The organism is Fictibacillus nanhaiensis (assembly GCF_019801215.1).
GTDB classification, from domain to species: Bacteria; Bacillota; Bacilli; order Bacillales; family Fictibacillaceae; genus Fictibacillus; species Fictibacillus nanhaiensis_C.
Window position 1 is genome coordinate 480,770 of record NZ_JAHVJO010000003.1, and the last position, 24,933, is coordinate 505,702.

26 protein-coding genes are annotated in these 24,933 nt (G+C 38.9%); 5 read left to right on the top strand and 21 right to left on the bottom strand.

Translation table 11 applies throughout. The features are described from left to right. Positions 1–226: 226 nt before the first annotated feature. The 4 genes from KUV80_RS15435 to arsC all read right to left on the bottom strand — a co-directional run bounded on the left by KUV80_RS15435 (position 227) and on the right by arsC (position 4,968). A complete protein-coding gene (locus KUV80_RS15435) occupies positions 227–1,636 on the bottom strand; it encodes a SpoVR family protein (RefSeq protein WP_222463619.1) in 1,410 nt (469 codons plus the stop codon). 95 nt (positions 1,637–1,731) lie between these two features. Next, entirely contained in the window at positions 1,732–2,970 is a 1,239-nt protein-coding gene (locus KUV80_RS15440) for an MFS transporter (RefSeq protein WP_222463620.1), read from the bottom strand. 277 nt (positions 2,971–3,247) lie between these two features. After that, on the bottom strand, positions 3,248–4,474 hold the full coding sequence (locus tag KUV80_RS15445; protein ID WP_222463621.1) for a hypothetical protein: 1,227 nt from the start codon (positions 4,472–4,474) through the stop codon (positions 3,248–3,250). Between the two features lie 92 nt (positions 4,475–4,566). Continuing rightward, positions 4,567–4,968, bottom strand: a complete 402-nt coding sequence (arsC, locus tag KUV80_RS15450) for an arsenate reductase (thioredoxin) (RefSeq protein ID WP_222463622.1) — start codon at positions 4,966–4,968, stop codon at positions 4,567–4,569. Between the two features lie 129 nt (positions 4,969–5,097). On the opposite strand from arsC, the gene KUV80_RS15455 reads away from it, so the two are divergent. The 4 genes from KUV80_RS15455 (at position 5,098) to KUV80_RS15470 (ending at position 7,973) form a co-directional block, all read left to right on the top strand. Then, positions 5,098–5,418 carry an ArsR/SmtB family transcription factor gene (locus KUV80_RS15455; RefSeq protein ID WP_222463623.1) on the top strand — a complete coding sequence of 107 codons (321 nt, stop codon included), beginning with the start codon at positions 5,098–5,100 and terminating at the stop codon, positions 5,416–5,418. Between the two features lie 43 nt (positions 5,419–5,461). After that, positions 5,462–6,754 carry an arsenic transporter gene (locus tag KUV80_RS15460; RefSeq protein ID WP_246625263.1) on the top strand — a complete coding sequence of 431 codons (1,293 nt, stop codon included), beginning with the start codon at positions 5,462–5,464 and terminating at the stop codon, positions 6,752–6,754. A gap of 21 nt (positions 6,755–6,775) precedes the next feature. Continuing rightward, positions 6,776–7,243: an ArsI/CadI family heavy metal resistance metalloenzyme gene (locus tag KUV80_RS15465; RefSeq protein ID WP_425308996.1), complete on the top strand. Its 468-nt coding sequence runs from the start codon at positions 6,776–6,778 to the stop codon at positions 7,241–7,243. A 142-nt stretch (positions 7,244–7,385) separates the two neighbouring features. After that, entirely contained in the window at positions 7,386–7,973 is a 588-nt protein-coding gene (locus tag KUV80_RS15470; RefSeq protein WP_222463626.1) for a YitT family protein, read from the top strand. 31 nt (positions 7,974–8,004) lie between these two features. Here the strand turns inward: KUV80_RS15470 and KUV80_RS15475 are convergent, their stop codons facing one another. The 17 genes from KUV80_RS15475 to KUV80_RS15555 all read right to left on the bottom strand — a co-directional run bounded on the left by KUV80_RS15475 (position 8,005) and on the right by KUV80_RS15555 (position 22,884). Next, positions 8,005–8,388, bottom strand: a complete 384-nt coding sequence (locus KUV80_RS15475) for a DUF302 domain-containing protein (RefSeq protein ID WP_222463627.1) — start codon at positions 8,386–8,388, stop codon at positions 8,005–8,007. Positions 8,389–8,453: 65 nt separating this feature from the next. Next, positions 8,454–9,233, bottom strand: a complete 780-nt coding sequence (locus tag KUV80_RS15480; RefSeq protein WP_222463628.1) for a sulfite exporter TauE/SafE family protein — start codon at positions 9,231–9,233, stop codon at positions 8,454–8,456. Between the two features lie 34 nt (positions 9,234–9,267). Beyond that, positions 9,268–9,750 carry a DsrE/DsrF/DrsH-like family protein gene (locus KUV80_RS15485; protein ID WP_222463629.1) on the bottom strand — a complete coding sequence of 161 codons (483 nt, stop codon included), beginning with the start codon at positions 9,748–9,750 and terminating at the stop codon, positions 9,268–9,270. 82 nt (positions 9,751–9,832) lie between these two features. Continuing rightward, on the bottom strand, positions 9,833–10,060 hold the full coding sequence (locus tag KUV80_RS15490; protein ID WP_222463630.1) for a sulfurtransferase TusA family protein: 228 nt from the start codon (positions 10,058–10,060) through the stop codon (positions 9,833–9,835). Positions 10,061–10,099: 39 nt separating this feature from the next. Then, on the bottom strand, positions 10,100–11,224 hold the full coding sequence (locus KUV80_RS15495) for an MBL fold metallo-hydrolase (protein ID WP_222463631.1): 1,125 nt from the start codon (positions 11,222–11,224) through the stop codon (positions 10,100–10,102). A gap of 48 nt (positions 11,225–11,272) precedes the next feature. Continuing rightward, the gene (locus tag KUV80_RS15500) at positions 11,273–11,668 is read right to left on the bottom strand and encodes a DsrE/DsrF/DrsH-like family protein (RefSeq protein WP_222463632.1); all 396 of its coding nucleotides are present in this window, start codon (positions 11,666–11,668) and stop codon (positions 11,273–11,275) included. Then, positions 11,668–12,255, bottom strand: coding sequence for a sulfurtransferase TusA family protein (locus KUV80_RS15505; RefSeq protein ID WP_222463633.1), 588 nt, complete (start codon positions 12,253–12,255; stop codon positions 11,668–11,670). Before KUV80_RS15505 ends, KUV80_RS15500 begins: the two co-directional genes overlap by 1 nt. A gap of 29 nt (positions 12,256–12,284) precedes the next feature. Further along, complete coding sequence (locus KUV80_RS15510; protein ID WP_222463634.1) at positions 12,285–12,587, bottom strand: rhodanese-like domain-containing protein; 303 nt, start codon at positions 12,585–12,587, stop codon at positions 12,285–12,287. 316 nt (positions 12,588–12,903) lie between these two features. Further along, positions 12,904–13,167, bottom strand: coding sequence for a metal-sensitive transcriptional regulator (locus KUV80_RS15515; protein ID WP_222463635.1), 264 nt, complete (start codon positions 13,165–13,167; stop codon positions 12,904–12,906). A 131-nt stretch (positions 13,168–13,298) separates the two neighbouring features. Further along, entirely contained in the window at positions 13,299–15,047 is a 1,749-nt protein-coding gene (locus tag KUV80_RS15520; RefSeq protein WP_222463636.1) for a phospho-sugar mutase, read from the bottom strand. Between the two features lie 228 nt (positions 15,048–15,275). Continuing rightward, entirely contained in the window at positions 15,276–16,826 is a 1,551-nt protein-coding gene (locus tag KUV80_RS15525; protein WP_222463637.1) for a bifunctional GNAT family N-acetyltransferase/carbon-nitrogen hydrolase family protein, read from the bottom strand. Positions 16,827–16,905: 79 nt separating this feature from the next. Next, a complete protein-coding gene (locus KUV80_RS15530) occupies positions 16,906–17,574 on the bottom strand; it encodes an HAD family hydrolase (RefSeq protein ID WP_222463638.1) in 669 nt (222 codons plus the stop codon). A gap of 91 nt (positions 17,575–17,665) precedes the next feature. Beyond that, complete coding sequence (locus tag KUV80_RS15535) at positions 17,666–18,523, bottom strand: ComEC/Rec2 family competence protein (RefSeq protein ID WP_222463639.1); 858 nt, start codon at positions 18,521–18,523, stop codon at positions 17,666–17,668. A 128-nt stretch (positions 18,524–18,651) separates the two neighbouring features. Beyond that, positions 18,652–19,818 (bottom strand): sporulation protein YhbH, encoded by a 1,167-nt coding sequence (yhbH, locus tag KUV80_RS15540; RefSeq protein WP_222463640.1) that lies wholly within the window; start codon positions 19,816–19,818, stop codon positions 18,652–18,654. 197 nt (positions 19,819–20,015) lie between these two features. Continuing rightward, the gene (locus KUV80_RS15545; protein WP_222463641.1) at positions 20,016–20,189 is read right to left on the bottom strand and encodes a hypothetical protein; all 174 of its coding nucleotides are present in this window, start codon (positions 20,187–20,189) and stop codon (positions 20,016–20,018) included. A gap of 32 nt (positions 20,190–20,221) precedes the next feature. Further along, positions 20,222–20,797: a signal peptidase I gene (gene lepB / locus KUV80_RS15550; RefSeq protein ID WP_222463642.1), complete on the bottom strand. Its 576-nt coding sequence runs from the start codon at positions 20,795–20,797 to the stop codon at positions 20,222–20,224. Positions 20,798–20,988: 191 nt separating this feature from the next. Next, the gene (locus KUV80_RS15555) at positions 20,989–22,884 is read right to left on the bottom strand and encodes a PrkA family serine protein kinase (protein ID WP_222463643.1); all 1,896 of its coding nucleotides are present in this window, start codon (positions 22,882–22,884) and stop codon (positions 20,989–20,991) included. Between the two features lie 170 nt (positions 22,885–23,054). Between KUV80_RS15555 and KUV80_RS15560 the strand changes: the two genes are divergently transcribed. Continuing rightward, complete coding sequence (locus KUV80_RS15560; RefSeq protein WP_222463644.1) at positions 23,055–24,887, top strand: transglycosylase domain-containing protein; 1,833 nt, start codon at positions 23,055–23,057, stop codon at positions 24,885–24,887. Positions 24,888–24,933 lie beyond the last annotated feature (46 nt).

The following is a 24,933-nucleotide window of genomic DNA, read 5'->3' on the forward strand; positions in this document are numbered from 1 at the left end:
AGTACACAGCGAAACCATTTTATCGGACTTCATTCTTTGTTTGATCACAAACTTTTCGTACTCCACCTTCTCATTCATTTAAGACTTTTTGAAGAAGGAGTTGGAAAAGCAATCGATTCTTTTAACAATAGCCCTTTATGTATATTTCTTCTTTTTTATTATCCATTATATGTATTTAAATGAACACAAAAAAATTACAAGCATCACAGCTTGTAATTTTTTAAATTTAGAGATACTTCCGATGCACCGTCTTCCCATCATAAGTGAACAACACAGGCTTCTGCTCAATCTTCGTCTCCATATGAACAGGACGTCCCCAGAGGTGATGAACATGCGGCAGCACTTTCTCCAGATACTTCACATCCAGTTCCATATCTTCATAGCTATGAACCAAGTATAATTCACCATTCTTCATATAATCTGCGTCGTTTACGGTAATGTAAGGAAATCCTCCGTTCACACGCATACTAACGAGCTGATCGCGGACTTCTTCCCACTGTTTATCAACAATCTTGTATTCTTTCCCCTGCTTTTGAAACAGATACATATCTTCCCGTTGTGCTAAGTCCTTCGTTAAGTAGTTTCGGATGAACGACATGTCGGACTCCAGTTCACGGACTTCAAACATTTTTTCACGACCAGAACCAGGTTTAACGCCTTGTCTTATCAGTTCTTCATCAGGGTTGTTGTAGCGTTCTTCAATGTCTTTGAAGATCTGAAGACCTAGATAGTAAGGGTTGATGGATGTTTTCGATGGCTGGACAACACCTGCATTAAGTTTCGCAAACTCGATCGTCTCATGAGAGGTTAAGTCCATTTCTTGCAGGATCTTTGCGTGCCAGTAGCTAGCCCAGCCTTCGTTCATGATTTTTGTTTCGAGCTGAGGCCAGAAATACAGCATTTCCTCCCTCATCATGGATAAGATGTCTCGCTGCCATTCCTCGAGTTCACGGCTGTACTGCTCAATAAACAAAAGAATGTCTTTTTCAGGCTGTGGCGGGAATGTCTTTTTCTTTTTCAATATGGGTTTATCCGATTTTTTTAAATCTAGCTTCCAAAGATCATCATATGGCGTTTCTTTTTTCTGAATGATTTCTTCGTCCTCTTCAAACACATAGTTCAATTTGTTTCTTACGAGTGAAGGATCGATATGTTCTTGAATGGCTAAGATGGCATCGAGAAACTCTTCAACTTCTTTTTTTCCATAGAGATGTTCGTATTGAGCCACCCGTTCGGCTGTTGCGGTCATGCATTCTACCATATCCCGTCTCGTGTTTGAAAAACGAACATTGTTTTTAAAGAAGTCACAATGCGCCAGAACGTGTGCAATGATAAGTTTGTTTTGTATCAATGAATTTGTATCCAATAAAAACGCGTAACAAGGATCTGAATTGATAACAAGCTCATAAATTTTACTTAAACCTAAATCATATTGAAGCTTCATTTTGTGGAATTGCTTTCCGAAGCTCCAGTGTGAAAATCGGGTAGGCATCCCGTAAGCACCAAACGTATAAATAATATCTGCCGGACATATTTCATACCGCATCGGGTAAAAATCAAGGCCAAAGTGGTCTGCAATTTCGGTAATTTCCGCAATTGCGTTTTGAAGCTCTTTGTTTTGCAAGTCCCAGTTCATGTTTTCCCCCTCCTGCTTTTTCCTTACTTTTAACTGTATGAAAGAAAACGGGCATTCATGAGAAAACGAGAGTGAAAAATTGGACGGGTTACAAATTATGCTTTTCGAACGGCTGGTAATAAATAAAACAAAAATGTAGTTGCTGTGATGGTTCCCCCGATTGCAATCGTTGCAGCAGAACTTGTGATTGATCCTAAATAACCTGAAAGCATCGCGGAAAACGGCAATAAAAGCCATGTCATCCAACGGCTTGTCGCCTGTACTCTTCCTAATAAGATGTCAGGTGTGTGTTTTTGGCGGATTGTTGTGATACATGGATTAATCATGCAAGCAGCTAATACTCCGATGGCATTGGCTATGGCGACAGTAAGAAAGGTTCCTGAAAAGGCTAAACTAATGATTGAAAGTCCACCAAGTAAATGCGCCATCATCAAAATCGCTTGAAATGTAAATAGGTGGCTAAGTCTGTTTGTTACAAGGGCTCCTGTAATCGCCATGATTCCCCCCAATGATAGAATGATTCCGATTTGGGCAGGTTTAAACAGCAGAACTTCTGTTAAGTGAAAAATGAATAATGTTAAATACATCGTTGTTCCGAAAGTTGATATCATGAGAGCCATATTTGTGTAAAAAATGATCTTTGTATGAAACACATGTTTAAACCCTTCTTTTAATTCTAAAGTGAATGTTTGGAAAAATGTATTTCGATTAAAGGATCTCACCTTGCTGGTTGGTTGAATGTTGATTTTTGTAATGATCCAAAACGTGATAAAAAAGGAAATAGCGTTTAATAACAAGCCTAAACCAGGTGCTGTTAAGGAAATAAGTAATCCACCTAGAGCAGGTCCGATGACGATAGCAGTTTGAAACAGCCCTTCATTCCATGCATTCGCTTCATGAAGACGTTCTTTTTGCACTAGATGAGGCAGAAAAGCAAAGCCTGCTGCATTATGAAGCTGTGTTAGCCAACCCATGAACAGTGCACCTGTGGCGATATGCCAAAATTCAAGAAGATTGGCCTGGTAAAGCACAGCCAAGAAAAGAAGGAGAACGCCTCTTGAAAGGTCAGCTATATAGAGCAGCTTTTTACGGTTAAATGTATCCGCGATCCAACCTGCTAGAGGCTGAAAAAATACAGGCACTCTTTCTACTGCAGCAATCATCCCCATCGCAACAGCAGAACCCGTAATTTGAAGAACGATAAGCGGAAGAGCTAGCAAGTAGATTTGGTCGCCAAGAAATGAAATGAATTTGCTGCCAAGTAATCTCATTACTTTTGGATTTCTATGTAGTGGTTGTGTTTCCGTTAAAGCATCCTTACGTATAGATTGCACGATTGAAATCCCCTTTCTCTCTGCTTCATACTATTACTTATGAAGCAGAGAGAATCCTTTCTAATATGAATAAATTGTTGGGGACTGTCCCCCAACAATTTATTTCCCTTTGCCGTTTCAGGATGCCGGACTCGATAAATAAGCCATAAGAACTACATAAATTGTGTATTTTTGATTCGATCGGCTAACTATCTCGCTTGTCCGACAATTATTTCCCAACATGTCATCAAAAAAAGTGGCGAATCCCCAAAAAGGATTCGCCTGCATCTACTCATTCTCACCTTGCTTTATATACATCTAATACACATTGCCATCCATAACAATCCGATGCTTCCTTAAGATGATCGATCCACACCTCTTCTTTTGAATCAGCGTTTTTCTTTTTCATCACTTTTGTTTTCTTCATACTCCCACCTGTTCTTATCCACACGATTTCTCCACCTGGCATCGTTTTTGGATACACATCAGCCACGCCCTTTTCAGGTTTTGTGATTTTTTTTGCACTACCATCTTTGACATTTACAATTGCTAAAAATGGATGAGGCCTCTTTTCTTCAGGAACATTCCAACCCCATTCAATCTGTCTGCTTACGATAATCGCCTTATCACTTCTCCAAGTGAAATCACCATCCGCAAATCCCTCGATCCCAAGATCCACTTCTTTTCCGCTATCTGCCTGCCAATACGTAAGTTTTTTATTTTCTGAAGTTAGCCGCCCTATTCCTTTTATGAAAGCAAGTTTCTCATCCTTTGGCGACCAATGAAACCAATTAGGATCACTCAGCATGTTTCCTGCCATTTTTGTTTCAGATCCATATTTTGTAACCGTCATTAATGTATTGCTATCTGCTGACATGGAGGCAGTCGGACAAGCGATAAATGCATACTGCCTGCTTCTTGCTGACCACTTAAATTCAGTCGTACCAATCGCAAAAAAAGTATCACTCCTCTTTGGCAGAGTTGTTATCCTTTTTATTTTCGTTTGGTCACCTTTTGCATCAGCCGGAACAGTAAAAATTTGAACAGCACTCCATCCATCCGGCTCTAAATGTGCAGAAGAGGAAATGATGAACCCTTTCCCATCAGACGTCCAGCTGTAATTCCCTACACCTAACGCAACGTTCTCAAAAGGTTCAGTTGGCTCTGACAGGTTTATAACATTAAGTACACTCCCGCTTTTCCAGGCAAGCTTTTGTCCAACTGGAGCCCATCTCGGCATATAAGCATCTCCAGCAAATACCCTTCTTTTTAAACGAGTAACCCGGTTGTAGATCCATAATTCCTTTGAATCTCCTGATAAATAACTAACGTATATACCATCACTCGAAAATTTTGGGTAAAATACTTTTCCGCCTTCAACAATCTTTCTTTCAACTTCCCCATCTTTTAACCATAATCCATCTTTTCGAACAAATACTGCTTTCTCATCGGATGCATTAACTGCAATCGGTTCACTTATAAAAAGAATTATTAGACTCAGTACCAAAAGGAATATTCGCTTCAAATCATTCACCTCATTAGTAACATGAGCTAAATAAAGAATTTCATACAAAAAGCTCAGAAGCTATCTGCTCCTAAGCTCTTTTTTATCGTAAATTATTCACCTGTTTCAGCGAATCGCTTAATACGGGAAGCAATTTCATCTCGGACACGTTGAAATTCACTCCACTCTTTTCCTGCAGGATCATCAAACCCCCAGTGTTCACGCTTTTTGTGCGGAGGTGTTGCTGGGCAAACATCATTAGCATGTCCGCATAATGTAACCACCAAGTCAGCTCTTTCCAAAATGTCTTTATCGATCACATCAGATGTCTGATTCGTAATATCAATATTCACTTCATTCATCGCTTTAATCGCATTGGGATTAACGCCATGTGCCTCAATTCCAGCTGAGTACACGTCATATTTATCACCAAGATAATGGTGTCCGAATCCTTCCGCCATTTGAGAGCGGCAAGAGTTTCCTGTGCAAAGGAAATAGATGATTGGTTTTGCCATTTGAATAACCTCCTAAGACTTCTTTCGAGACCATCATAATATAAGTATATCCTTATATCAATATTTATTTATATATTCTTTGACATGCTATATAAACATATGGTTATATACTAATGAGGTGAGAACAATATGGAACTGGAACAGTTAGCTGAATGTTACAAAGCAATGGCAGATAAAACACGATTGAACATTTTAGCTTTACTCCGTCATGAAGAATTATGTGTGTGTGAGTTAGTCGAAATTTTACAAATGACACAGCCTAGTATTTCACAGCATCTCCGAAAATTAAAACAAGCAAAATTAGTAAAAGAACGCCGAAACAGTCAATGGATTTTTTATTCCATCGACGGTGAGATCTATCCGTTTATAAAAGAAAACCTTGAAGCTTTGCCTGACATGTCTGAAAAAATTGAACAACTAAAGGTATCTGGAGGAAAGGTTTGCTGCTAGCATAGAGAATACACAGCATTGGGGGAATTTTTTTATGGACAGCATGGCGATTACAGCCTTTGGTGTATTTTTAATCACACTTATTTTTGTCATTTGGCAGCCTAAAGGCCTTTCGATCGGTTGGTCTGCTTCTGTCGGTGCTATTATTGCACTTCTGCTGAAAGTCGTAAGTCCTGCAGATGTTTGGACCGTTACCGGCATAGTTTGGAATGCCACATTAGCTTTCGTAGCTATCATATTGATTTCCATCATTTTAGATGAAATTGGTTTCTTTGAGTGGTCTGCACTACATATGGCCCGGCTAGCTGGTGGGAATGGCAAGAGAATGTTCATTTATGTCATATTACTAGGTGCAGCTGTTGCGGCTTTCTTTGCTAACGACGGTGCTGCACTTATCCTTACACCGATCGTACTCGCACAAGTAAGGGCACTGCGTTTTAAAGAAACAATGATTCTGCCTTTTATCATGGCAAGTGGATTCATCGCGGATACAACTTCGCTTCCCCTTGTTGTTTCAAACTTAGTAAATATTGTTTCTGCCGATTTTTTTAACATCGGATTTGTTGAATACGCGAGCCGTATGATCGTGCCGAACTTCTTTTCCTTGTTTGCCAGCATGGTTGTGTTATTTATTTTTTTCCGAAAAGATATTCCTGCAACCTATGATTTATCTCAGCTGAAACAGCCAAAAGAGGCGATACGGGATCCTAAGCTATTTAAACTGTCATGGCTCATATTAGCTGTTTTATTGATGGGTTATTTAACGAGTGAGTTTATTGGAGTACCCGTTTCCATTATTGCAGGTGCAGCAGCAGTCTTCTTTATTTTTGCAGCCCGAAAAAGTCCTGCGATACAAACGAAAAAAATCGTAATGGATGCACCGTGGACGGTTGTTGTTTTTTCAATTGGAATGTACGTTGTCGTCTATGGACTTCGAAACGCTGGATTAACAGATCTTCTAGGCAGCTTAATTCAAATGATTGCAGATCAAGGATTGTTTGCTGCCACAATCGGAATGGGATTCTTGGCTGCCGTATTATCATCTGTTATGAACAATATGCCAACAGTCATGATTGATGCTTTAGCCATTGATGGCACACAAACATCTGGTGTTATACGCGAAGCCTTAATTTATGCCAACATTATCGGATCTGATTTAGGTCCTAAGATTACACCGATTGGCTCACTCGCTACCCTTTTATGGCTGCATGTTTTAGCAAAAAAAGGGGTGCAGATTACGTGGGGCTATTATTTCAAAATTGGAATCTTGTTAACGGTTCCTGTCTTATTCATCACTTTAACCGGCCTTTATCTGTGGCTATTACTTTTATCATAAAAAAGGAGAGTTTAAACGATGATTCAACGTATGCATGTAGCGGTTAACTGTACAGACCTTGAAAAATCACTAGACTTTTATAAAAGCTTTTTTGGGCAAGAGCCCGTTAAAGTAAAAGACAATTATGCAAAATTCGAGCTCGATCAGCCTGCACTTCATTTTTCACTGAACGTTAGGCCATTTAAAAAAGATGGCGTGCTTAACCATTTAGGTTTTCAAGTAGACAACACAGAAGATGTAATCGCGATGGGAGAACGTTTGCGTGAATCTGGTCTTCTTCTAATCGATGAGATGGACACGACTTGCTGCTATGCCGTCCAAGATAAAGTGTGGGTGTATGACCCAGACGGTAACGCTTGGGAAATCTTTTATACGAAAGAAGACTCAGATTTTGAATCAGCTGGAGCTGGAGATGCACGTGATTTATCACTATGCTGCGCTCCTCCACAAAAACCGCAAACCATTACGTTAGGTTTTACAAAAAAATAAAAAACGTAAAATCCCTCTGCTACTTGGCAAGGGATTTTTGTTTTATCCACCCAAACGGACGACAATATCCCTCATTTCAATGACTATTCCTGGACAATCCCGCATATATGTTAATAATCACAACAGGACAGGGATGATCGCCATGGTCAAACGGACAATAGCTATATTCTTTGGCAGCGTGTTGCTCGGTATCGGTATAAATGGTTTTATTGTCCCTTTTCATTTATTAGATGGCGGGATGATTGGAATTAGTCTTCTCTTAAAATATGTATGGGGCTATAAAGTCGGTTTAACGATTATATTGTTGAGTATCCCTATCTATCTGCTAGCTTGGAAGCTTGAACGCCGGTATTTTATAAACAGCGTTCATGGACTTCTCGCTTCGTCTTTGATCATCGATCTTCTTACCCCATTAAGAGGAATGTTTTCAGTTTCTGTTATGGAAGGATCGGTAATTGGCGGTCTATTTATCGGAACAGGAATCGGCTGGATGCTGCGCCACGAAACGAGTACAGGAGGAACTGATCTACTGGCACTCTTCGTATCACGTTGGCTCGCGATCAATGTAGGCATGGTCATCTTTCTCATTGATGCTGGAGTTATTCTGGCAGGTCTATACGTGATGGGAGAGGGTATTTTATTTTACTCACTCGTCACCATTCTTTCTGTTGGTTTTGCCACAATGACAATGACTCTTATTCGTTCGATTAATTTTTATAAAAGCATATAAAAATGAGCCCTAAATAGGCTCATTTTTGTCTTTATACCGTTTTGTCCATACATGCCATAAGACGTTCTTCAATGTCCTTTGCTTTTTGTTCTAGATCTTGATCCTTTAGCAGTTTCACGAATTCCGTCGGCTTAGGCATTCCAATTTTTGTTTTACCTTCTTCCGAGTATAACACCATCTTACATGGCAAGAAGTATCCAATCATCTTGTTTTGTGTCAATACTTCCATTGCTTCCTGAGGATTACAAACCTCTAGAATGAGGAAGTCATCATTATAGTCTAATCCCTTTTCCTGCAGCTTTTCTTTTACATTAAACTGCCATAACACACCAAACTTTTCTTCCTTCAACTGCTCCTCTAATTTCAGTGCAGCCTCTTCCATGGTCATTGTTGTTTCGACTGTGTAGTGAAACATAAGCAACCTCCTAAAAAAGTCTCTTTTATATGTGTTACCTGAAAAAAAAAGAAATCAAACATTTTTCACCCTAAAATATCTAACCAGATTTTTATTGACGTAGCCACAATAAGTGCAGCCAAGATAAATTGAAGAATTTTAGTATTCACTTTTTTACCAAACTGCGCGCCAAGCGGAGAAGCGATCAAGCTTGCAACTACCATGATTACCGCAGGCCATAACAAAACTTGCCCTGTCGTAATCTTACCGATTGTCGCACCGATTGAAGAAATAAATGTGATGGCAAGTGACGTAGCAATCGTCATGCGTGTTGGAATCTTGAGTACGACCAGCATGATGGGAACAAGAATAAACGCACCTGCTGCACCTACAATACCTGCTGCTACACCTACAATAAATGCTAATCCGGCTGCAAGCCATTTATTAAACGTAACTTGATCTAATGGAATATCATCAATGCCCTTTTTTGGAATAAGCATCATTACAGCCGCTATCGTAGCGAGAACCGCATAAACGACGTTAATTTGTCCTTCAGACATTCCCTGTGATCCGTATCCACCAATAAAACTACCGATGAGAATCGCAGATCCCATATAGATAATTAATGTTTTATTTAAATAACCACCTTTACGATAAGCCCATACCCCACCTATCGTGGCAAAGAAGACTTGAATAGCACTGATCCCTGATACTTCATGAGCGGTATATGCTGTGAATCCTAACATTGCCGGAATATAAAGCAGCATCGGATATTTGATAATCGATCCGCCGATCCCGACCATTCCAGATATAAATGAACCTATAAAGCCAATTAAAAAGATCGTAATAATAAATGTGAATTCCAAGTCATCACCATCCCCTCGCTAATCCATCAAAACATTAAATAAATAGGTTGATCTTTGACTCATCTGCGTCGGCAAGGTAAGAAGCTACACCTGCATAATCTAAACCATCAATAAGTTCTTCTTTCGTAATTCCCAAGACATCCATGGACATCGTACAAGCAACCATTTTTACGTCTAGATCTTGAGCCACTTCAATTAATTCTTTTAGAGAAGCAATATTCTTTTTCTTCATCGTATACTTCATCATTTTTGCACCAAGGCCACCGTAATTCATATTAGAAATCCCTAGCTTTTCTGGTCCTCTTGGAAGCATCTTACCGAACATTTTATCTAAAAATGATTTTTCAACATTTACATATTCGTCTCTTCTTAATACGTTCAGTCCCCAAAACGTAAAGAACATCGTTACTTGCTTCCCCATTGCAGCTGCCCCTGTTGCGATGATAAAACTTGCAATCGCCTTATCAAGATCTCCACTAAACACTACCATTGTTGTTTTATCTTGTGTTTGTTCCATTTTCAACTCTCCTCCTCATATTAACCCCAATAATATAAATGATAGGGAAAGGCATAAACATATGCCTCTTCATATCGTTGTATTAACCTTTTTGAATCCAGAATTTGAACACACCGTCTTCTTCTTTGTGTTCTAATAGTTCATGACCTGAAGATTTTGACCAAGCAGACAAGTCGTTAACTGCACCTTTATCTGTTGCTTGAACTTCTAGGATGTCACCACTATCAAGTGTATCCATTGCTTTTTTTGTTTTTACGATTGGCATTGGGCAAGATAACCCTTTAGTGTCTAAAGTTTGTTTTACGTTCATGTATAGAACCTCCTGAAAAATTTTAGTTTGGTTTAGTTATTATTCAGAAATGGCACATCGGTTTGGACCGATTTCCATTTCGCGTTGTTCGTCATTTGAAGGGTTGATTTTACCCATGTTTGTTTCACGAATTTCTTGATATGCGTTCGGTTGTGGTGGCAAGTTTTCTGTTACTGCTTTTCTAAACTCAGCCTCATTCTCAATGTTTAAACCGCTGTTCTTCTCAAATAAATCTCCAAGCTTAGCAGAAACTCCACCCTTTTCATCAAGCTCACTGATCTTTCCAAAATGAGCTGGCAGTACAACCAAATCTTTTGAAAGGTTGTTGTATTTGTTATAAAGGGAATCGCGTAAATCACTTACCCAGTCTTCAGCTTTACCCGCAAGGTCTGGGCGTCCGATCGAATCAACGAATAGAATATCTCCAGAAAGCAGGTATTGGCCGTCAACGATCATGGACGTACTTCCGATCGTATGTCCTGGTGTATAAAGCGGCTGAATTTCAATCTTTGTGTGACCGATCGTAATGTCTTTACCTTCTTCTAATGCTTCATATGAGAACGTTACTTCTTCAGCATCTTTCGGAGGAAGCCAGTACGTTGCGTTTGTTTTTTCTGCTAGGCTGCGTCCGCCAGAAATGTGGTCAGCATGAAGGTGAGTATCAATCATGTGCTTAATTTCCAAATTATTTTCTTTTGCAAAGTCTTCATAAGCTTCTGTCATACGAGCAGAATCGATAATTGCTGCTTCTCCGTTTGATTCAACAAGGTAAGAAAGGCATCCTTTACCAATACGGTTGAATTGATAGAGAGATCCTCCATCTTTAAGGTCACCGATCTTAACTGGCAACAAGTACTCGCTCCAAGCTTTCATACCACCTTCAAGGTAATAAACATCCTGAATGCCTTCTTCAGCGAGCATTTCTGCCACCATTTTTGAAGAACCTTCTTTCGCACATACAACGACCACTTCTTCTTTCGGAAGGTGTTCCAACACTTCTTCAACACCATCCAATAAATCGAAATACGGACGATTGATAGATTCAATTCCTTTCCCTTCGATCTTCCAGTCATTAAAATCACTTTCATTTCGAACATCAAGAACAAACATTTTTCCTTCGACAACACGTTCTGCTATTTCTTTTGCTGATATTGGTTTAATCATTTGTTTAACTACCTCCTCGTGATTATACTCATTTCATTTTTTTTCGTTTTAGAAAGTTACTGTCATGTTTGCATCTTTTGCGAAATCTAAGAACATCATTGCTCCACCTACATCGATACCATCAATAAAATCTTCTTTTTTCAAATTCATTACATCCATTGTCATTTGGCATGCGATGATTTTAACGCCCATCTCTTGAGCCATTTCTACTAATTCAGGAATAGATGGTACATTTGCAGCTTTAAATCCTTCTACAAAATGTTCTTTCCCTTCAGGTAACGGCAAATTCTTATAGCCTTCCTTATGAATTAAGTTCAAACCTTCAAATGTAAAGAAAATTGTTACTTCGTAATCCGCAGATGCTGCAGCTGTTGCAATATTAAAAACCTTGTATGCATCAAAAGCACTTCCATTACTTGCGATAATTGCTGTTTTATTAGCCATTATTTATTTCCTCCTTCATCATTTTCCGTTGGTCCCGTCCATTCAGACATGCCTGGTAGAACATTTTTCACTTTTTCGAATCCATTTGCAGTTAAGATTTGAGCAGCCATATCACTTCTATTACCAGTACGGCATACAACATGAATTTCTTTATTTTTATCAAGAGTGCTTAGTTTGTTTTCAAGATCTCCAAGTGGAATGGATACTGCCCCAGGTATACGTTTAAACGCATATTCTGCTGGCTCGCGAACATCTAGAATAACCATATCGTCGTTTTTCGAATCCAGTGCTTTTTCTAATTCATCGTTTTGAATCGTATGCTCAAACTTAGTTGCTTCTTTTACTTCATCAGGGTTTGCTTTTCTTAAATAATGAATAAGCACATCCCCATCTTCTTTCGTTCCTAGATACTGGTTCCCAGTATTTCTAGCCCAACCTTGAATATCAGCTAGTGAACCTTTATCTGTTGCCAGCACTTCAATGACTTGACCTGCTTCAAGCTGATCCATTGCTTTCTTCGTTCGAACAATCGGCATTGGGCAAAATAACCCTTTACAGTCTAAAACTTGATCTACTTTAATACTCATTTGTTAGTACCTCCACGTAAATTGTTTTTTTATATTGTTTGGCCATCCCAATTCATCATACCGCCACTCATGTTCTTGACCTTAAAATGATTAGCGGACAAAACATTACAAGCCTTTTCACTTCTTTTACCTGAACGGCAAACCATAATGTATTCTTTTGTTTGATCTAACTCATTTAATCGAGATGCAACCTCTCCCAACGGAATATGCTTAGCTCCCGGAATCATTCCTTGTGAAACCTCATCATTTTCACGAACATCAATAATGTTTAACTTCTCGCCGCTTTTAAGTAAACGCTCCACATCTTGTGGGTTAATCGCTTCAAAAGACACGTTTTAGTATCCCCTCTCCTATAAAAGTTATCATATTGCCAATACCCGTATAGGTATATTTAAAACCAAAAAAAATTACCATCTTCCCAACTTGTTTCTAACACTAACTTGTTTTGTCTTTTAATGACTTTAATAAGATCTTGTCTTTATTAACCACCAGATCTACACCATTCATGGTGGTTAATCGCAATCAAGCCATATTTATAGGAAGAGAAAAACTGAAATCAATCATTGAATTCCTCTCCTCCCTAAATACCCATAGGGGTATATTAAAGGATAAAAGATAATCTGTCAACAGACGATGCTTATGACAGAATTATCGGCTTTTCACGAGAAGCTGAACAGCTTCTTTAACAAGATCAGAGTTCATTTCCTCTCCGCTTTCCATTTGTTCACGCAAACATTGTTCCAGGTTCGTGCCGACGATTAATCCTATTGTGCGATCAATAGCTGTACGGGAAGCAGAAAGTTGAGTAATGACCGCTTTACAATCTTGCTCTTCTTCTAACATACGCAATACTCCACGTATTTGACCCTCAATTCTTTTAAGTCGATTTTTCATTTCTTGAGTGTATTCCAAATTCAGCACCTCCTCAGAAGCTAAAAATACCTATAGGGGTATATTACATGAAACTTTTTCTGTTGTCAAACGGTTCACTTAAAAGTGATAGAAAGGCTGCAGCAACTGCATACAGCCTTCTTTACTTCTTATTATTGTACCACCTTTTGCATTCTTTCATGAACAAGTTCCATTACAGCTTGTTTTAAAGAAGACAATGCTGTGTCGGCTTTTTTGTTTGTTTCAGCTTGGACGCCAAAATAGAACTTGATTTTCGGTTCTGTTCCCGACGGTCTGACACAGAACCACGATTCGTCTGAAAGTTTATATTTTAAAACATTCGATTTAGGAAGCATAATATCCTCTGTAAGGTCAGTATCAATTCTATAACGCGAACTTGCTTGATAGTCTTCTGTTGCCACTAATTTCTTGCCATTTATCTCAAGGGGAAGATCTGCCCTAAAACCAGCAAGAAGGTTTAAGATTTGTTCTGCTCCAGACTTTCCTTTTAACGTTAACGATTCCAGACCTTCTTTATAATACCCATGCTTTTCATAAATATCGTTTAAGGCATCAAATAAGGTCTTTCCTTGTTTCTTGTAATAAGCGGCCATTTCGGCACCCATCAAACAGGCTTGGACAGCATCTTTATCCCTGACAAAATCTCCAATCAAAGATCCATAGCTTTCTTCATATCCAAAAAGGAAGGAATGCTTGCCGTTCTTTTCGTATTCTTTTATTTTTTCACCAATAAATTTAAAGCCCGTTAACGTATCCTCACAAGAGATTCCATATGATTCAGAAATAACTCGGCCTAGCTCAGATGTAACAATTGTTTTAAAAACAATGCCTTTTGAACAAAGGCTTCCTTTTTCCTCACGTTGAGAAAGGATGTACTCAAGCATAAGTGCGCCGGTTTGGTTCCCTGTAAGGATTTCGTATTCCCCTTCGCTGTTTTTCACCGCAAATCCCACTCGATCCGCATCAGGATCAGTTGCCATCAAAATTTCTGCATTGGTTTCTTTCCCATATTGAATGGCTAGCTCGAACGCAGCGTGTTCTTCCGGATTAGGTGACTTTACCGTTGAAAAATCAGGATCTGGTAACTCTTGTTCTTTAACAACAGAAACATTCGTAAATCCAAGTTTATTTAAGCCTTCTCTTACTGGAAGGTTTGCTGTTCCATGCAGGGGAGTAAAAACGATGCTCAAATCATGCATTTCTTTTATAACTTCTCGGTTTAGGCTGATCTTAGTTAATTGTTCCATGTAAGCTTGATCTATTTCATCACCAATTACTTTGATCAAACCCTCGCCTTTTAAAAATTCCTCTGGTTTTACAACAATTGAAAGTTCATCTTCAACTGCATTTACTTTTTGAATAACTTCATCAGCTTCTTTTGGCGGCAACTGTCCGCCATCCGGACCATACACTTTATAACCGTTATATTCCGGGGGGTTATGACTCGCCGTAACCACAATACCACCATATGCTTTTAAATATCTTACCGCAAAAGATAATTCCGGAGTAGGTCTTAAGCTTTCAAAAACGTAAGCTTGTACACCGTTTGAAGCAAGCGTTTTGGCAGCCTCCATTGCGAACTCAGGAGATTGATGTCTGGAATCAAAAGCGATAACGACACCCCGTTTTTGTGCTTTCTCACCTTGTTCAATAATAAAATTTGCTAAGCCAAGAGATGCTTTCCTAACCGTATACGTGTTCATTCTGTTTGTGCCAGGGCCAATCTCACCGCGCATGCCCCCTGTGCCAAACTCTAAATTCTTATAAAAGCAGTCTTCAAGTATCGTCCTGTTATCTTTGAAGCTCTCTAGTGCAGTCTTTAATGGTTTTTCAAGTTCTTCTTTTTGAATCCATCGTTCATATGTTTTCTCCCAGGACATAGTACTGCCTCCTTTTATGCTAAATAATTAATGTTCATTTTTAGTTTCGATTTTAATCGAGTATTTCCTGCTTTATGTATGAATTACAGCCTTTATTATACTGTTTTCACTTAAAAAAATAAAATGCATGTCGAGACATGATTCCATTTTGACACAGTTCGTTGTATTTCCCGAGAAATAGAAAAAATGCGGCAAGCTTTATTCGCTTACCGCACTTACGGTCTTTGTTTACTTACTCTTATCTTTTTGTACAACACCGTACAGATCTAATCTTCTATCTCGTAAAAGTGTTACACTGCCTGTTTTGCGTTGTCTTCTTAATATTTCAAGGTCTACATCACCAACAACAACAGTTTCAATATTAGGATGACATTCCCCAACAATACCATCTCTCGGGAATGAAAAATCGGATGGTGTAAAAATACCTGACTGGGCATATTGGATATCCATATTTTCAACTTGTGACAAGTTACCCACTGTTCCAGCAATTGCTGTGTAGATCTCATTCTCAATTGCACGAGCCTGTGAGCAATAACGAACTCTTAAATAACCTTGGCGATCTTCCGTACAGAAAGGAGTGAAAATAATTTTCGCTCCTTGATCTGTCACGATACGCGAAAGCTCAGGGAACTCAATATCATAACAGATTAAGATGGCAATCTTCCCACAATCTGTATCAAAAACTTGTACTTTGTCACCTGCTGTAATTCCCCACCATTTTCGTTCATTCGGTGTGATATGAATTTTGTATTGTTTATCAATCGTGCCATCTCTTCTAAACAAGTAAGCAACATTGTATATGTCACCATCTTCTTCCACGAAGTGAGAGCCTCCAATAATATTTACGTTATATCTAACAGCAAGGTTTGTAAATAGCTCGATGTATTGCTCCGTAAATTCAGTTAATTTTCGAATGGCTAAACTCGGGCTCTTTTCTTCGCAAAACGATAATAGCTGGGTAGTGAGCAATTCAGGGAAAACAGCAAAATCTGATCCTTGATCAGAAGCAACATCTGTATAATACTCCACTTGGGTTGCAAAATCTTCAAATGACTCAATCGTTTTCATCATATATTGAATGGCTGTAATTCGAACCGGCTCACTCGTTTTGAAGTATTTCTTCGTTTTGTTTGGAATATAATCTACATTGTTCCATTCCATGAGTGTTGCGTACGCATTGGATTGCTTGTCATCAGGAAGGTAGCTTTTGTTTAAACGCATGATTGTGAAACCATTCATTAGTTGAAACGTTAATACAGGGTCGTAAATATTATGCTGAATGACTTCTCTTACATACTCTCTTGGAGACATTTCATTCGCATGTTTATGGTAGTTCGGTATTCTTCCACCAAGGATGATACTTTTTAAATTTTTCTGTTCAGCCAGCTCTTTACGCGCCTCATATAAACGGCGTCCAATCTTCATTCTTCTGTATTCTGGGTGCACCATGACTTCTATGCCATAAAGATTAAAGCCTTCAGGATCATGATTTGTAATATAACCTTTATCCGTAATTTCGTCCCACGTATGCTTATCATCGTATTCATCAAAATTCAACATCAAACTTGAACAGCTTCCAACAATTTTCCCTTCATATGTGACACAGAACTGTCCTTCTGGAAAAATTCTTAGATGGCTCTTTAACTGATCCCGCTCCCACGGCTCCATATTGCCAGGAAAACAAATTTTTTGAAGCTCTAATATTTCATCTATATCTTCAAACTGAATGTTGCGAAGCTCTATTTTTTTCTCGAATTTGGAAACATCAAGCTCACTCATCTATTCCACTCCTCTAACCTGCTTATTCACTTAATACCATCATACTTGATTCATAACGGACTTTATACCCTAATACCAATCATTTCACTTTCTTCCGCTCTATTAGGTCTAGTAACGCTGATAACTCTAGTTCTGCTACAGACTCCATTTGATGATCCACTTCACCAAACGTCATATGCTTCGTAACTGAGTTTGGAATCGCGACACAGAAAAGTCCTGCTTTTTTTGCAGCCAACGATCCGTTCACTGAATCTTCAAAAGCGATGGCTTGTTCCGGTTTTACCCCTAGAGCTTCAACCGCTTTTAAATAAAGTGCTGGGTCAGGCTTAACTTTTTCCACATCATCTGCGGTTTTAATGACCTCAAAATAAGGAAGAAGATTTATCCGCTCAAGATGTTCGAGCACCCATTTTCGTGAGGAGCTTGAAGCAAGACCAATCTTTAATCCGAGCTCTTTGCCAGCTTTTAAATAATCTTCTATACCAGGCAATGGCTTTTGTTCAAGAATTAGTGCTATTTCACGCTCTGTTTTTTTGGAACGCAGTTCTTCATGGTTCAATTTTTTTTGTATTTGCTTTTCTAAGTATTCGTATGGGTTGAAATCAGAGTGAGTGCCTATACACTCTCCCCATACTTCTAACGGCAGATTTGTTCCATGTTCTTTATACAACTCTTGAAAAGCATTATAATGCTGAGTTTCAGTATCTAAGATCGTGCCATCAAAATCGAATACAAGAGCTTTAATCAAAGCCATCATCCTAACTGCGTTTTTATTATATTTTCTTAAATTTTTAATAAAGACGCAAGAAAACCGATTCCTTTCTCCACCATTTACGAAATTAATGAAGTACGTTCGTTCTGAACAAGATCTTTTTCCCGTTGCTAGTTGCAATGATTGCCCCCATTTGGTCCGTTCTGTAAATTGTCATCTTTCTGTTATTCAGCCGGTATAATACTTCTTTTGAGGGAAACTGGTAAGGATTGTTTTTCCCAACTGATATGACAGCCGTTTTTGCTTTTACTTTTCTTAAAAATTCCATCGTTGTTCCTGTGTTTGCCCCATGATGCCCAATCTTGATAACATCTGCTCTCACACCTCCACGATTGATAATCTCTTTTTCTTCTTCCGCTCCAGCATCCGCCATTAAAAGAAAATTCTTTTTGCCATGCTTAATCTTGATAACCGCGGAATAATCGTTAATATGTTTGTAATATGAAGCCTTTGGGGCGAGCATTTCCACTTTGACGGAAAATCCCATCTTGAAATTCACCCCAGCTTTTGCCCGATCTACAGGTATTTGTTTTTCATTAATGACGCGAAACAGGTCATGGTAATATTTCGTATCATAAGGCAGGTTTGGCATATAAAGAACACTCACTGGAAAAGCACGGATCACATCATCCAGCGATCCGATATGGTCATGATGCGGATGTGACGCAACGACAATATCAAGATGGGTGATGCCTTCTCTTTTCAGATAAGTGATGATTTCTTCTCCATCATGCTCATCACCGCCATCAATGAGCATCGTCTGCCCGTTCGGTGCTTCTACTAAAATACAGTCAGCTTGTCCAACATCTAAAAAATGAATGGTTAGTGGATCAAACCAGTCAGCATGAGCGGATTTTTCGGAGACCAACATAAAGATAAATATGAAACTTAAGCAAAAAGCTGCTGATCTGTTTAATCTTTTCAAACTTCACACCCCTTTAGTTTCGAAATTTTCGTCCAGAAATCTTATCTTTAGTTATATGTAACTTTGCACGTTTCAACAACAAAACCCGCTATCCAATACATGGATGGCGGGTTCTAAAAATTTTTCACCTAGGAAGTTACTTCACTTTTTTTGAAGAAACTCTTCATGGCGTGATAAACATCGGCTTTTTCTTTTAGAATATAGTGACTGAATTTCTCATTATCCATATTCTTATACACACTCATTAATGTAGAGTGCCGGTTATAGGCATTTACTTCTCCATAACCAAACATATTCGAATGTTCCATGATTTCTTGGACGAGTTTTACACAACGTGCATTATCACTTGTAAGATTGTCACCATCTGAAAAGTGGAACGGGTATATATTAAAACGGTTAGACGAATATTTCGTTTCGATCAGCTCAAGCGCTTTTCGATAAGCCGATGAACAAATCGTTCCTCCACTCTCACCTTTGTTAAAAAAGTCTTGTTCAGAAACCACTTTCGCTTCGGTATGATGTGCAATAAATTCAATTTCTACCTTTTCGTATTTGGAACGCAGAAAACGTGTCATCCAGAAAAAGAAACTTCTTGCCATATACTTTTCCCATATCCCCATCGATCCAGATGTATCCATCATGGCTAATACGACAGCTTTGGATTCAGGCTTAACAACTTCATTCCACGTCTTAAATCGCAGATCATCGTTCATGATGGGTGCCACACTAGGGGTGCCAATCAAAGCGTTCCTCTTAAATGCCGTTAAGATGGTTCTTTTCTTATCGACGTTACCCATAAGTCCCTTTTTACGTACATCGTTAAATTCGATTTTTTCTAACACGATCTGATCTTGTTCTTTTTGCTTAAGATTAGGAAGTTCAAGTTCTTTAAACAGCATTTCTTCTAATTCAATGATCGAAACTTCTGCTTCTGCATAATCCACTCCTGGTTTATCACCAGCAGGACCCTTTCCTTTTCCGGCTCCGTTCTGTCCGGCACGTCCATCTCTTGCTACTACGTCCCCCACCTGGCTATCTCCGTCACCTTGGCCTACGTGCTTGTTTTTCTCGTAGTTGTATCGGATTTTGTATTCATCCATGGAACGAATCGGAATCTTAATTACGTCCTTCCCATTGGATAAAATGATATTTTCTTCACTTATCAAATCCGGCAAGTTGTTTTTAATGGCTTCCTGCACTTTTTCCATATGCCTTTGATGATCTTGATATCCTTTTCGGTGGAGGGACCAGTTTTCCTGAGACACAACAAAATTGTTCTTATCCGGTTCACTCATAGTTATCCCCTCCAGAGCAGCAATAATCAAAGCTGCTTTTTCTTGATCAACCCTGGGCATACATTGCTTTTAGTAATCCGTATCTATAAGAAAAAAAGGGTTGGTTACTCTATCTTATGCAAGTACTCAATAGAATTGCTAAACTTTCACGATAAAAAAGCCCTCTTTTCTAAAAATAGAAAAGAAGGCCTGTTGTGTTATTTTTTGTATTCTTTTTTCTCGTGCTGCTCGGGGTCTGGTGTTTTACCACTTTTCCGAACTTCTTCGTTTGATGAAACATGTTCCATAACTTTTCCGTGTTCTTTCATTTCTTCAAATGTGGATGCCATTGAACTGTTTTTTCTTTTCGGTTCTTTATCTTGTTTTGTCATAGGGATTCACCTCTTACAGAAATTTTCCCCAATCAATCCTTTTTAAAACCATTAAAAACTCTCATTTCATCAACCGGCCAATAACGAATATTGGCTTCACCCACAATGTCTTGCATCTCTACCAGCCCAATGTGACGGCTGTCAATGCTATGCAGTCTGTTGTCACCCAGTACAAAAATCTTCCCCTCAGGGACCTTATTGTGCCCTGTAATTTCTTCGAGTGTGAAGTTTCCAGTCAATGTCCGATTTCCTGCAAATCGTTTAAATTCATCCAGATACGGTTCTTCAACGGGTTTATTGTTGATATACAATTTGTCATCTTTATACGCAATATGGTCTCCTGGTAAGCCTATAACCCTTTTGATATAGTCTTCTTCTGGATTCGCTTTAAACACTACAAGATCAAACCGCTCAGGGCTGCCAATCTCGTACCCAATTTTGTTTATGATCAATCGATTGCCGTTTTGAATGGTTGGCATCATGGATTCCCCATAAACAACATATTGCTCAATCAAAAACTTTTTTATAATAATAGCAAGAATGAGTGCAATACCTATTGCCTTTATCCAATCGAATAATCCATTTCTTTCTTCCCGAGCCGAGCTCATACAGCTCACTTCCTTTAGTTAGCTTATTAGTATCAATTTACCATTTTTAAAATAGTAAATACAAGTTCAATTATTTTCATCTTAAAAATTTATGCATGTATTTCATAAAGATTTTGTTTAGTTTTACCTATTTTATTGTAAAAAACACACCCCGATGACCTTATCTGTGTCCAGGGTGTGTTTATGGTTTTCTATCGATTTAATAAACTTCCGACATAACGCAATAGTTCATTGGCACTAGTTGTGTTATACCCGTGTTCATCTACAAGACGTGCAATCACTTCATTGATCTTTTTCAATTGTGATTCGTCAGGTGTTTTGGATGAGGTTGTAATTTTAACAACGTCTTTCAGGTCAGCAAATAATTTCTTTTGAATGGCTTCTCTTAATCGTTCATGTGAATTGTAGTCAAATTTTTTCCCTTTTCTTGCGTAAGCTGATATACGGATTAAGATTTCTTCGCGGAACGCTTTTTTGGCATTCTCAGAAATACCAATTTGTTCTTCGATCGATCTCATCAGTTTTTCATCTGGACTCATTTCCTCACCCGTTAAAGGATCACGGAGCTTGTTTTTGTTGCAATAAGCCTCAACGTTATCTAAGTAATTGTCCATAAGCGTTTTGGCGGATTCTTCATAGGAATAAACAAAGGCTTTTTGTACTTCTTTCTTCGCAATATCATCATACTCTTTACGAGCAGCTGAGATAAAATTAATAAATCTTTCTTTATCTTCTTTAGAGATAGAAGCATGATGATCTAACCCGTCTTTTAAAGAACGCAGGACATCTAACGCATTAATTGACGGTGTTTCTTTACGAATAATGGCTGATGAAATTCTATTAATGACATACCGCGGATCAATACCTGCCATCCCTTCATCAGAAAACTCTTTTTTCAGTTCTTCAAGGTCAACATGGTTAAAGCCTTCCACGATTTCTCCATCATAGAGCCTCATCTTTTTAAGAAGGTCCATCCCTTGTTTCTTCGAGTCTTTCAGCCTAGTGAGAACGGAAAAAATGGCTGCAACCCGTAATGCATGAGGGGCAATATGGACATGAGACATATCGCTTTCTGAAATCATTTTTGCATAAATTTTCTCTTCCTCTGATACTTTGAGATTGTACGGAACGCCCATTACAATAATTCTGGAATGCAGCGCTTCGTTCTTTTTATTTGCGATAAAGGAACGATATTCGGATTCATTCGTGTGAGCGACTATGAGCTCATCAGCTGAGATTAATGCAAATCGACCTGCTTTAAAGTTTCCTTCTTGTGTGAGTGAAAGCAAATGCCATAGAAACTTCTCATCACATTTCAGCATTTCCTGAAACTCCATCATCCCTCTGTTTGCTTTGTTCAGCTCACCATCAAAACGGTATGCACGGGGATCTGATTCAGACCCGTATTCTGCAATAGTAGAAAAATCGATACTGCCTGTAAGATCGGCAATATCCTGCGACTTTGGATCAGAAGGACTGAACGTTCCGATTCCCGTTCGTTTATCCTCTGAAAAAAAGATTCGCTCTACCATAACATCTTCTAACCGGTTGTCGTATTCATGCTGAAGCCTCATCGTATTTAACGGTGACAAGCTTCCTTCTACCCTTACACCATACTCATCATAAAACTCTTTTCTCAGATGCTGCGGAATTAAATGCAGCGGATCTTCATGCATCGGACAGCCTTTAATGGCATATACCGCTCCCTCAGGCGTTTTCGTGTAATTCTCTAACCCTCTTTTTAACATGGTTACAAGAGTGGATTTACCACCCGATACAGGTCCCATTAACAGCAATATACGTTTACGGACATCAAGGCGTTTAGCAGCAGGATGAAAATACTCTTCCACAAGTCGTTCGATTGATTCTTCTAATCCAAAAATCTGATCGCTGAAAAAGTGATACACCTTTTGACCATTTTTCTCTGATATTCCAGCATCTTTAATCATGTTGTATACTCTTGAATGCGCAGACTGGGCGACAAATGGCCGATCTCTTAAAATATCAAGGTATTCAGCGAAGGTACCTTCCCAGGCTAGACGCTGTTCTTCTTCACGATGCAATTGGATTCTTGATAAAATATCCATGAGTACCTCCTTGATTGTATTGGCTCCATCAAGTGTTAATCTACTCTATGCATGGATGTCCGTAATCATTCTGTTTGAATAGTGTTTTTTATTTCAAAATGCGATTAATCGTACAATCCTTTTCATGGTAAAATATGTTTATATTTGTTTTTGAAACGGAGAATTCTACCATGAATCAAAAGCTCGGCATAGTAGCAGTGACATTATTATTAAGCGTCGTATTTCTGTCGTTTGTAGGATTGCGCGGCGAATACGAAAACTATATCCCATTCAATAAAGCGGTACAGGCTCTTGCAGATGCAAAGAGTATTCACCTTGAACAAAATAGCATTCTTTTGGATAGAAACGGTGAATCGTTGTATGAGTTTAGAGCGGACGAGAGCCGAATTCATTTACCGTATGACGAAATACCTCTCTACGTTCGTCAGGCATTTATTGCTACAGAAGATCAAAATTTTTTAAAGCACCATGGCATTGACGGAAAAGCGATTGCTAGAGCTTTTATTACGAATTCTGCAGAAGGAAGCATTGAACAAGGTGGCAGTACGATTACCCAGCAGCTTACCCGGAACCTCTTTTTGAATCATGAACGGACTTATGACAGAAAACTGAAAGAACTATTGATTTCTTATCGCATTGAACAACAGCTCTCAAAAGAACAAATTCTGGAGTTATACATCAATGCTATCTATTTTCAAAATGGAATCTATGGCATTGAAAAAGCCAGTTACTATTATTTTAATAAGCCGTCCAAGCAGCTTTCTTTAGGTGAAACAGCGCTTCTTACGGCTATTCCGAACAATCCAGAACGATATGATCCTTTAAGGAATTTTCATCACACAATACAGCGGCAGAAGTGGATTTTACTAAAAATGAAAGAGCAAGGATATATCGATGAGGAAGCCTTTGAAGAAGCTGTTAATCAACCTATTCATCTGTCCCTTGAAAACAGCACCGTTCCGTTCCCTGAGCTAGTCGGCTATGTAAAAGAGGAACTCCACGAATTAATTGCTTCTCAAAATAAAAGCATGAACTCAAAACAGCTTACCGAAAAAAGAGATGCTCTTCTGAACAGCGGCATTGTTGTTGAGACAGCTTTAGATCCTAAACTGCAAGCAGAAGCATTGAAAGCCGTCCAAAGACGATTGCCATATGAAAAAATAGAAGGCTCTGTTGTTGTCATCGATCACATCTCTAAGCATATCGTGGCGATGGTAGGAGGTAAAAAGGTAGCTCTTGAAGAATTCAATCGTGCTTACCAAAGCCGTTTGCAGCCAGGCTCTTCAATAAAACCTTTACTCGTGTTTGCTCCATACATGGATGTTTCTGGTGCTCAACCTAATACGATGATAAGTGGAGCAAGGTTCTGTGAAGGTGCTTATTGTCCGACTAACTATGGTGGTGCAGTATATGGTTCAGTTTCTTTAAAAAAAGCGATGGCCAGCTCAGTAAATACGGCAGCAGTTCGGATACTGAAGAAAACAGGTGTGGAAAAAGCTTTCTCTTATTTAAAGCTCTTTCAATTTTCATCAATCACACAAGAAGATCACCAGCTCGCATCGTCACTTGGCGGATTTTCAAAGGGCTTTTCGCCGTTAGAACTTACTGGCGCGTATACCGCGTTTAGCAATGAGGGCACATTTTTAAAACCAAGATTGATCATTGCTGTAAAAGATAAGAAAGGAAAAATCTTATACGAGTGGAAGGATCAGCCTACACGAGTTTGGAAAGAAGAAACAAACAAGATGATGAGGGACTTGCTGGAGGAAGTTACGCTCTCAGGTACGGCACAAGATGCTCGCTTTGCAGGCTCTCAATATATTGGCGGCAAGACCGGAACGACCAATGATATAAAAGACCTTTGGTTTGTCGGGCTGACTGACCGGTATACCGCAGGCGTCTGGGTCGGGCAAGACAAACCAGCGAGCCTCAAATCGATAGAAAGTTCTTCACCAGAAATAATGATTTGGCGGGACATTATGATAAAAGCTCATGGAAAGTAAAAAAACCCTGCCAATTGAATGGGCAGGGTTTTCGATCCAGCAGTTT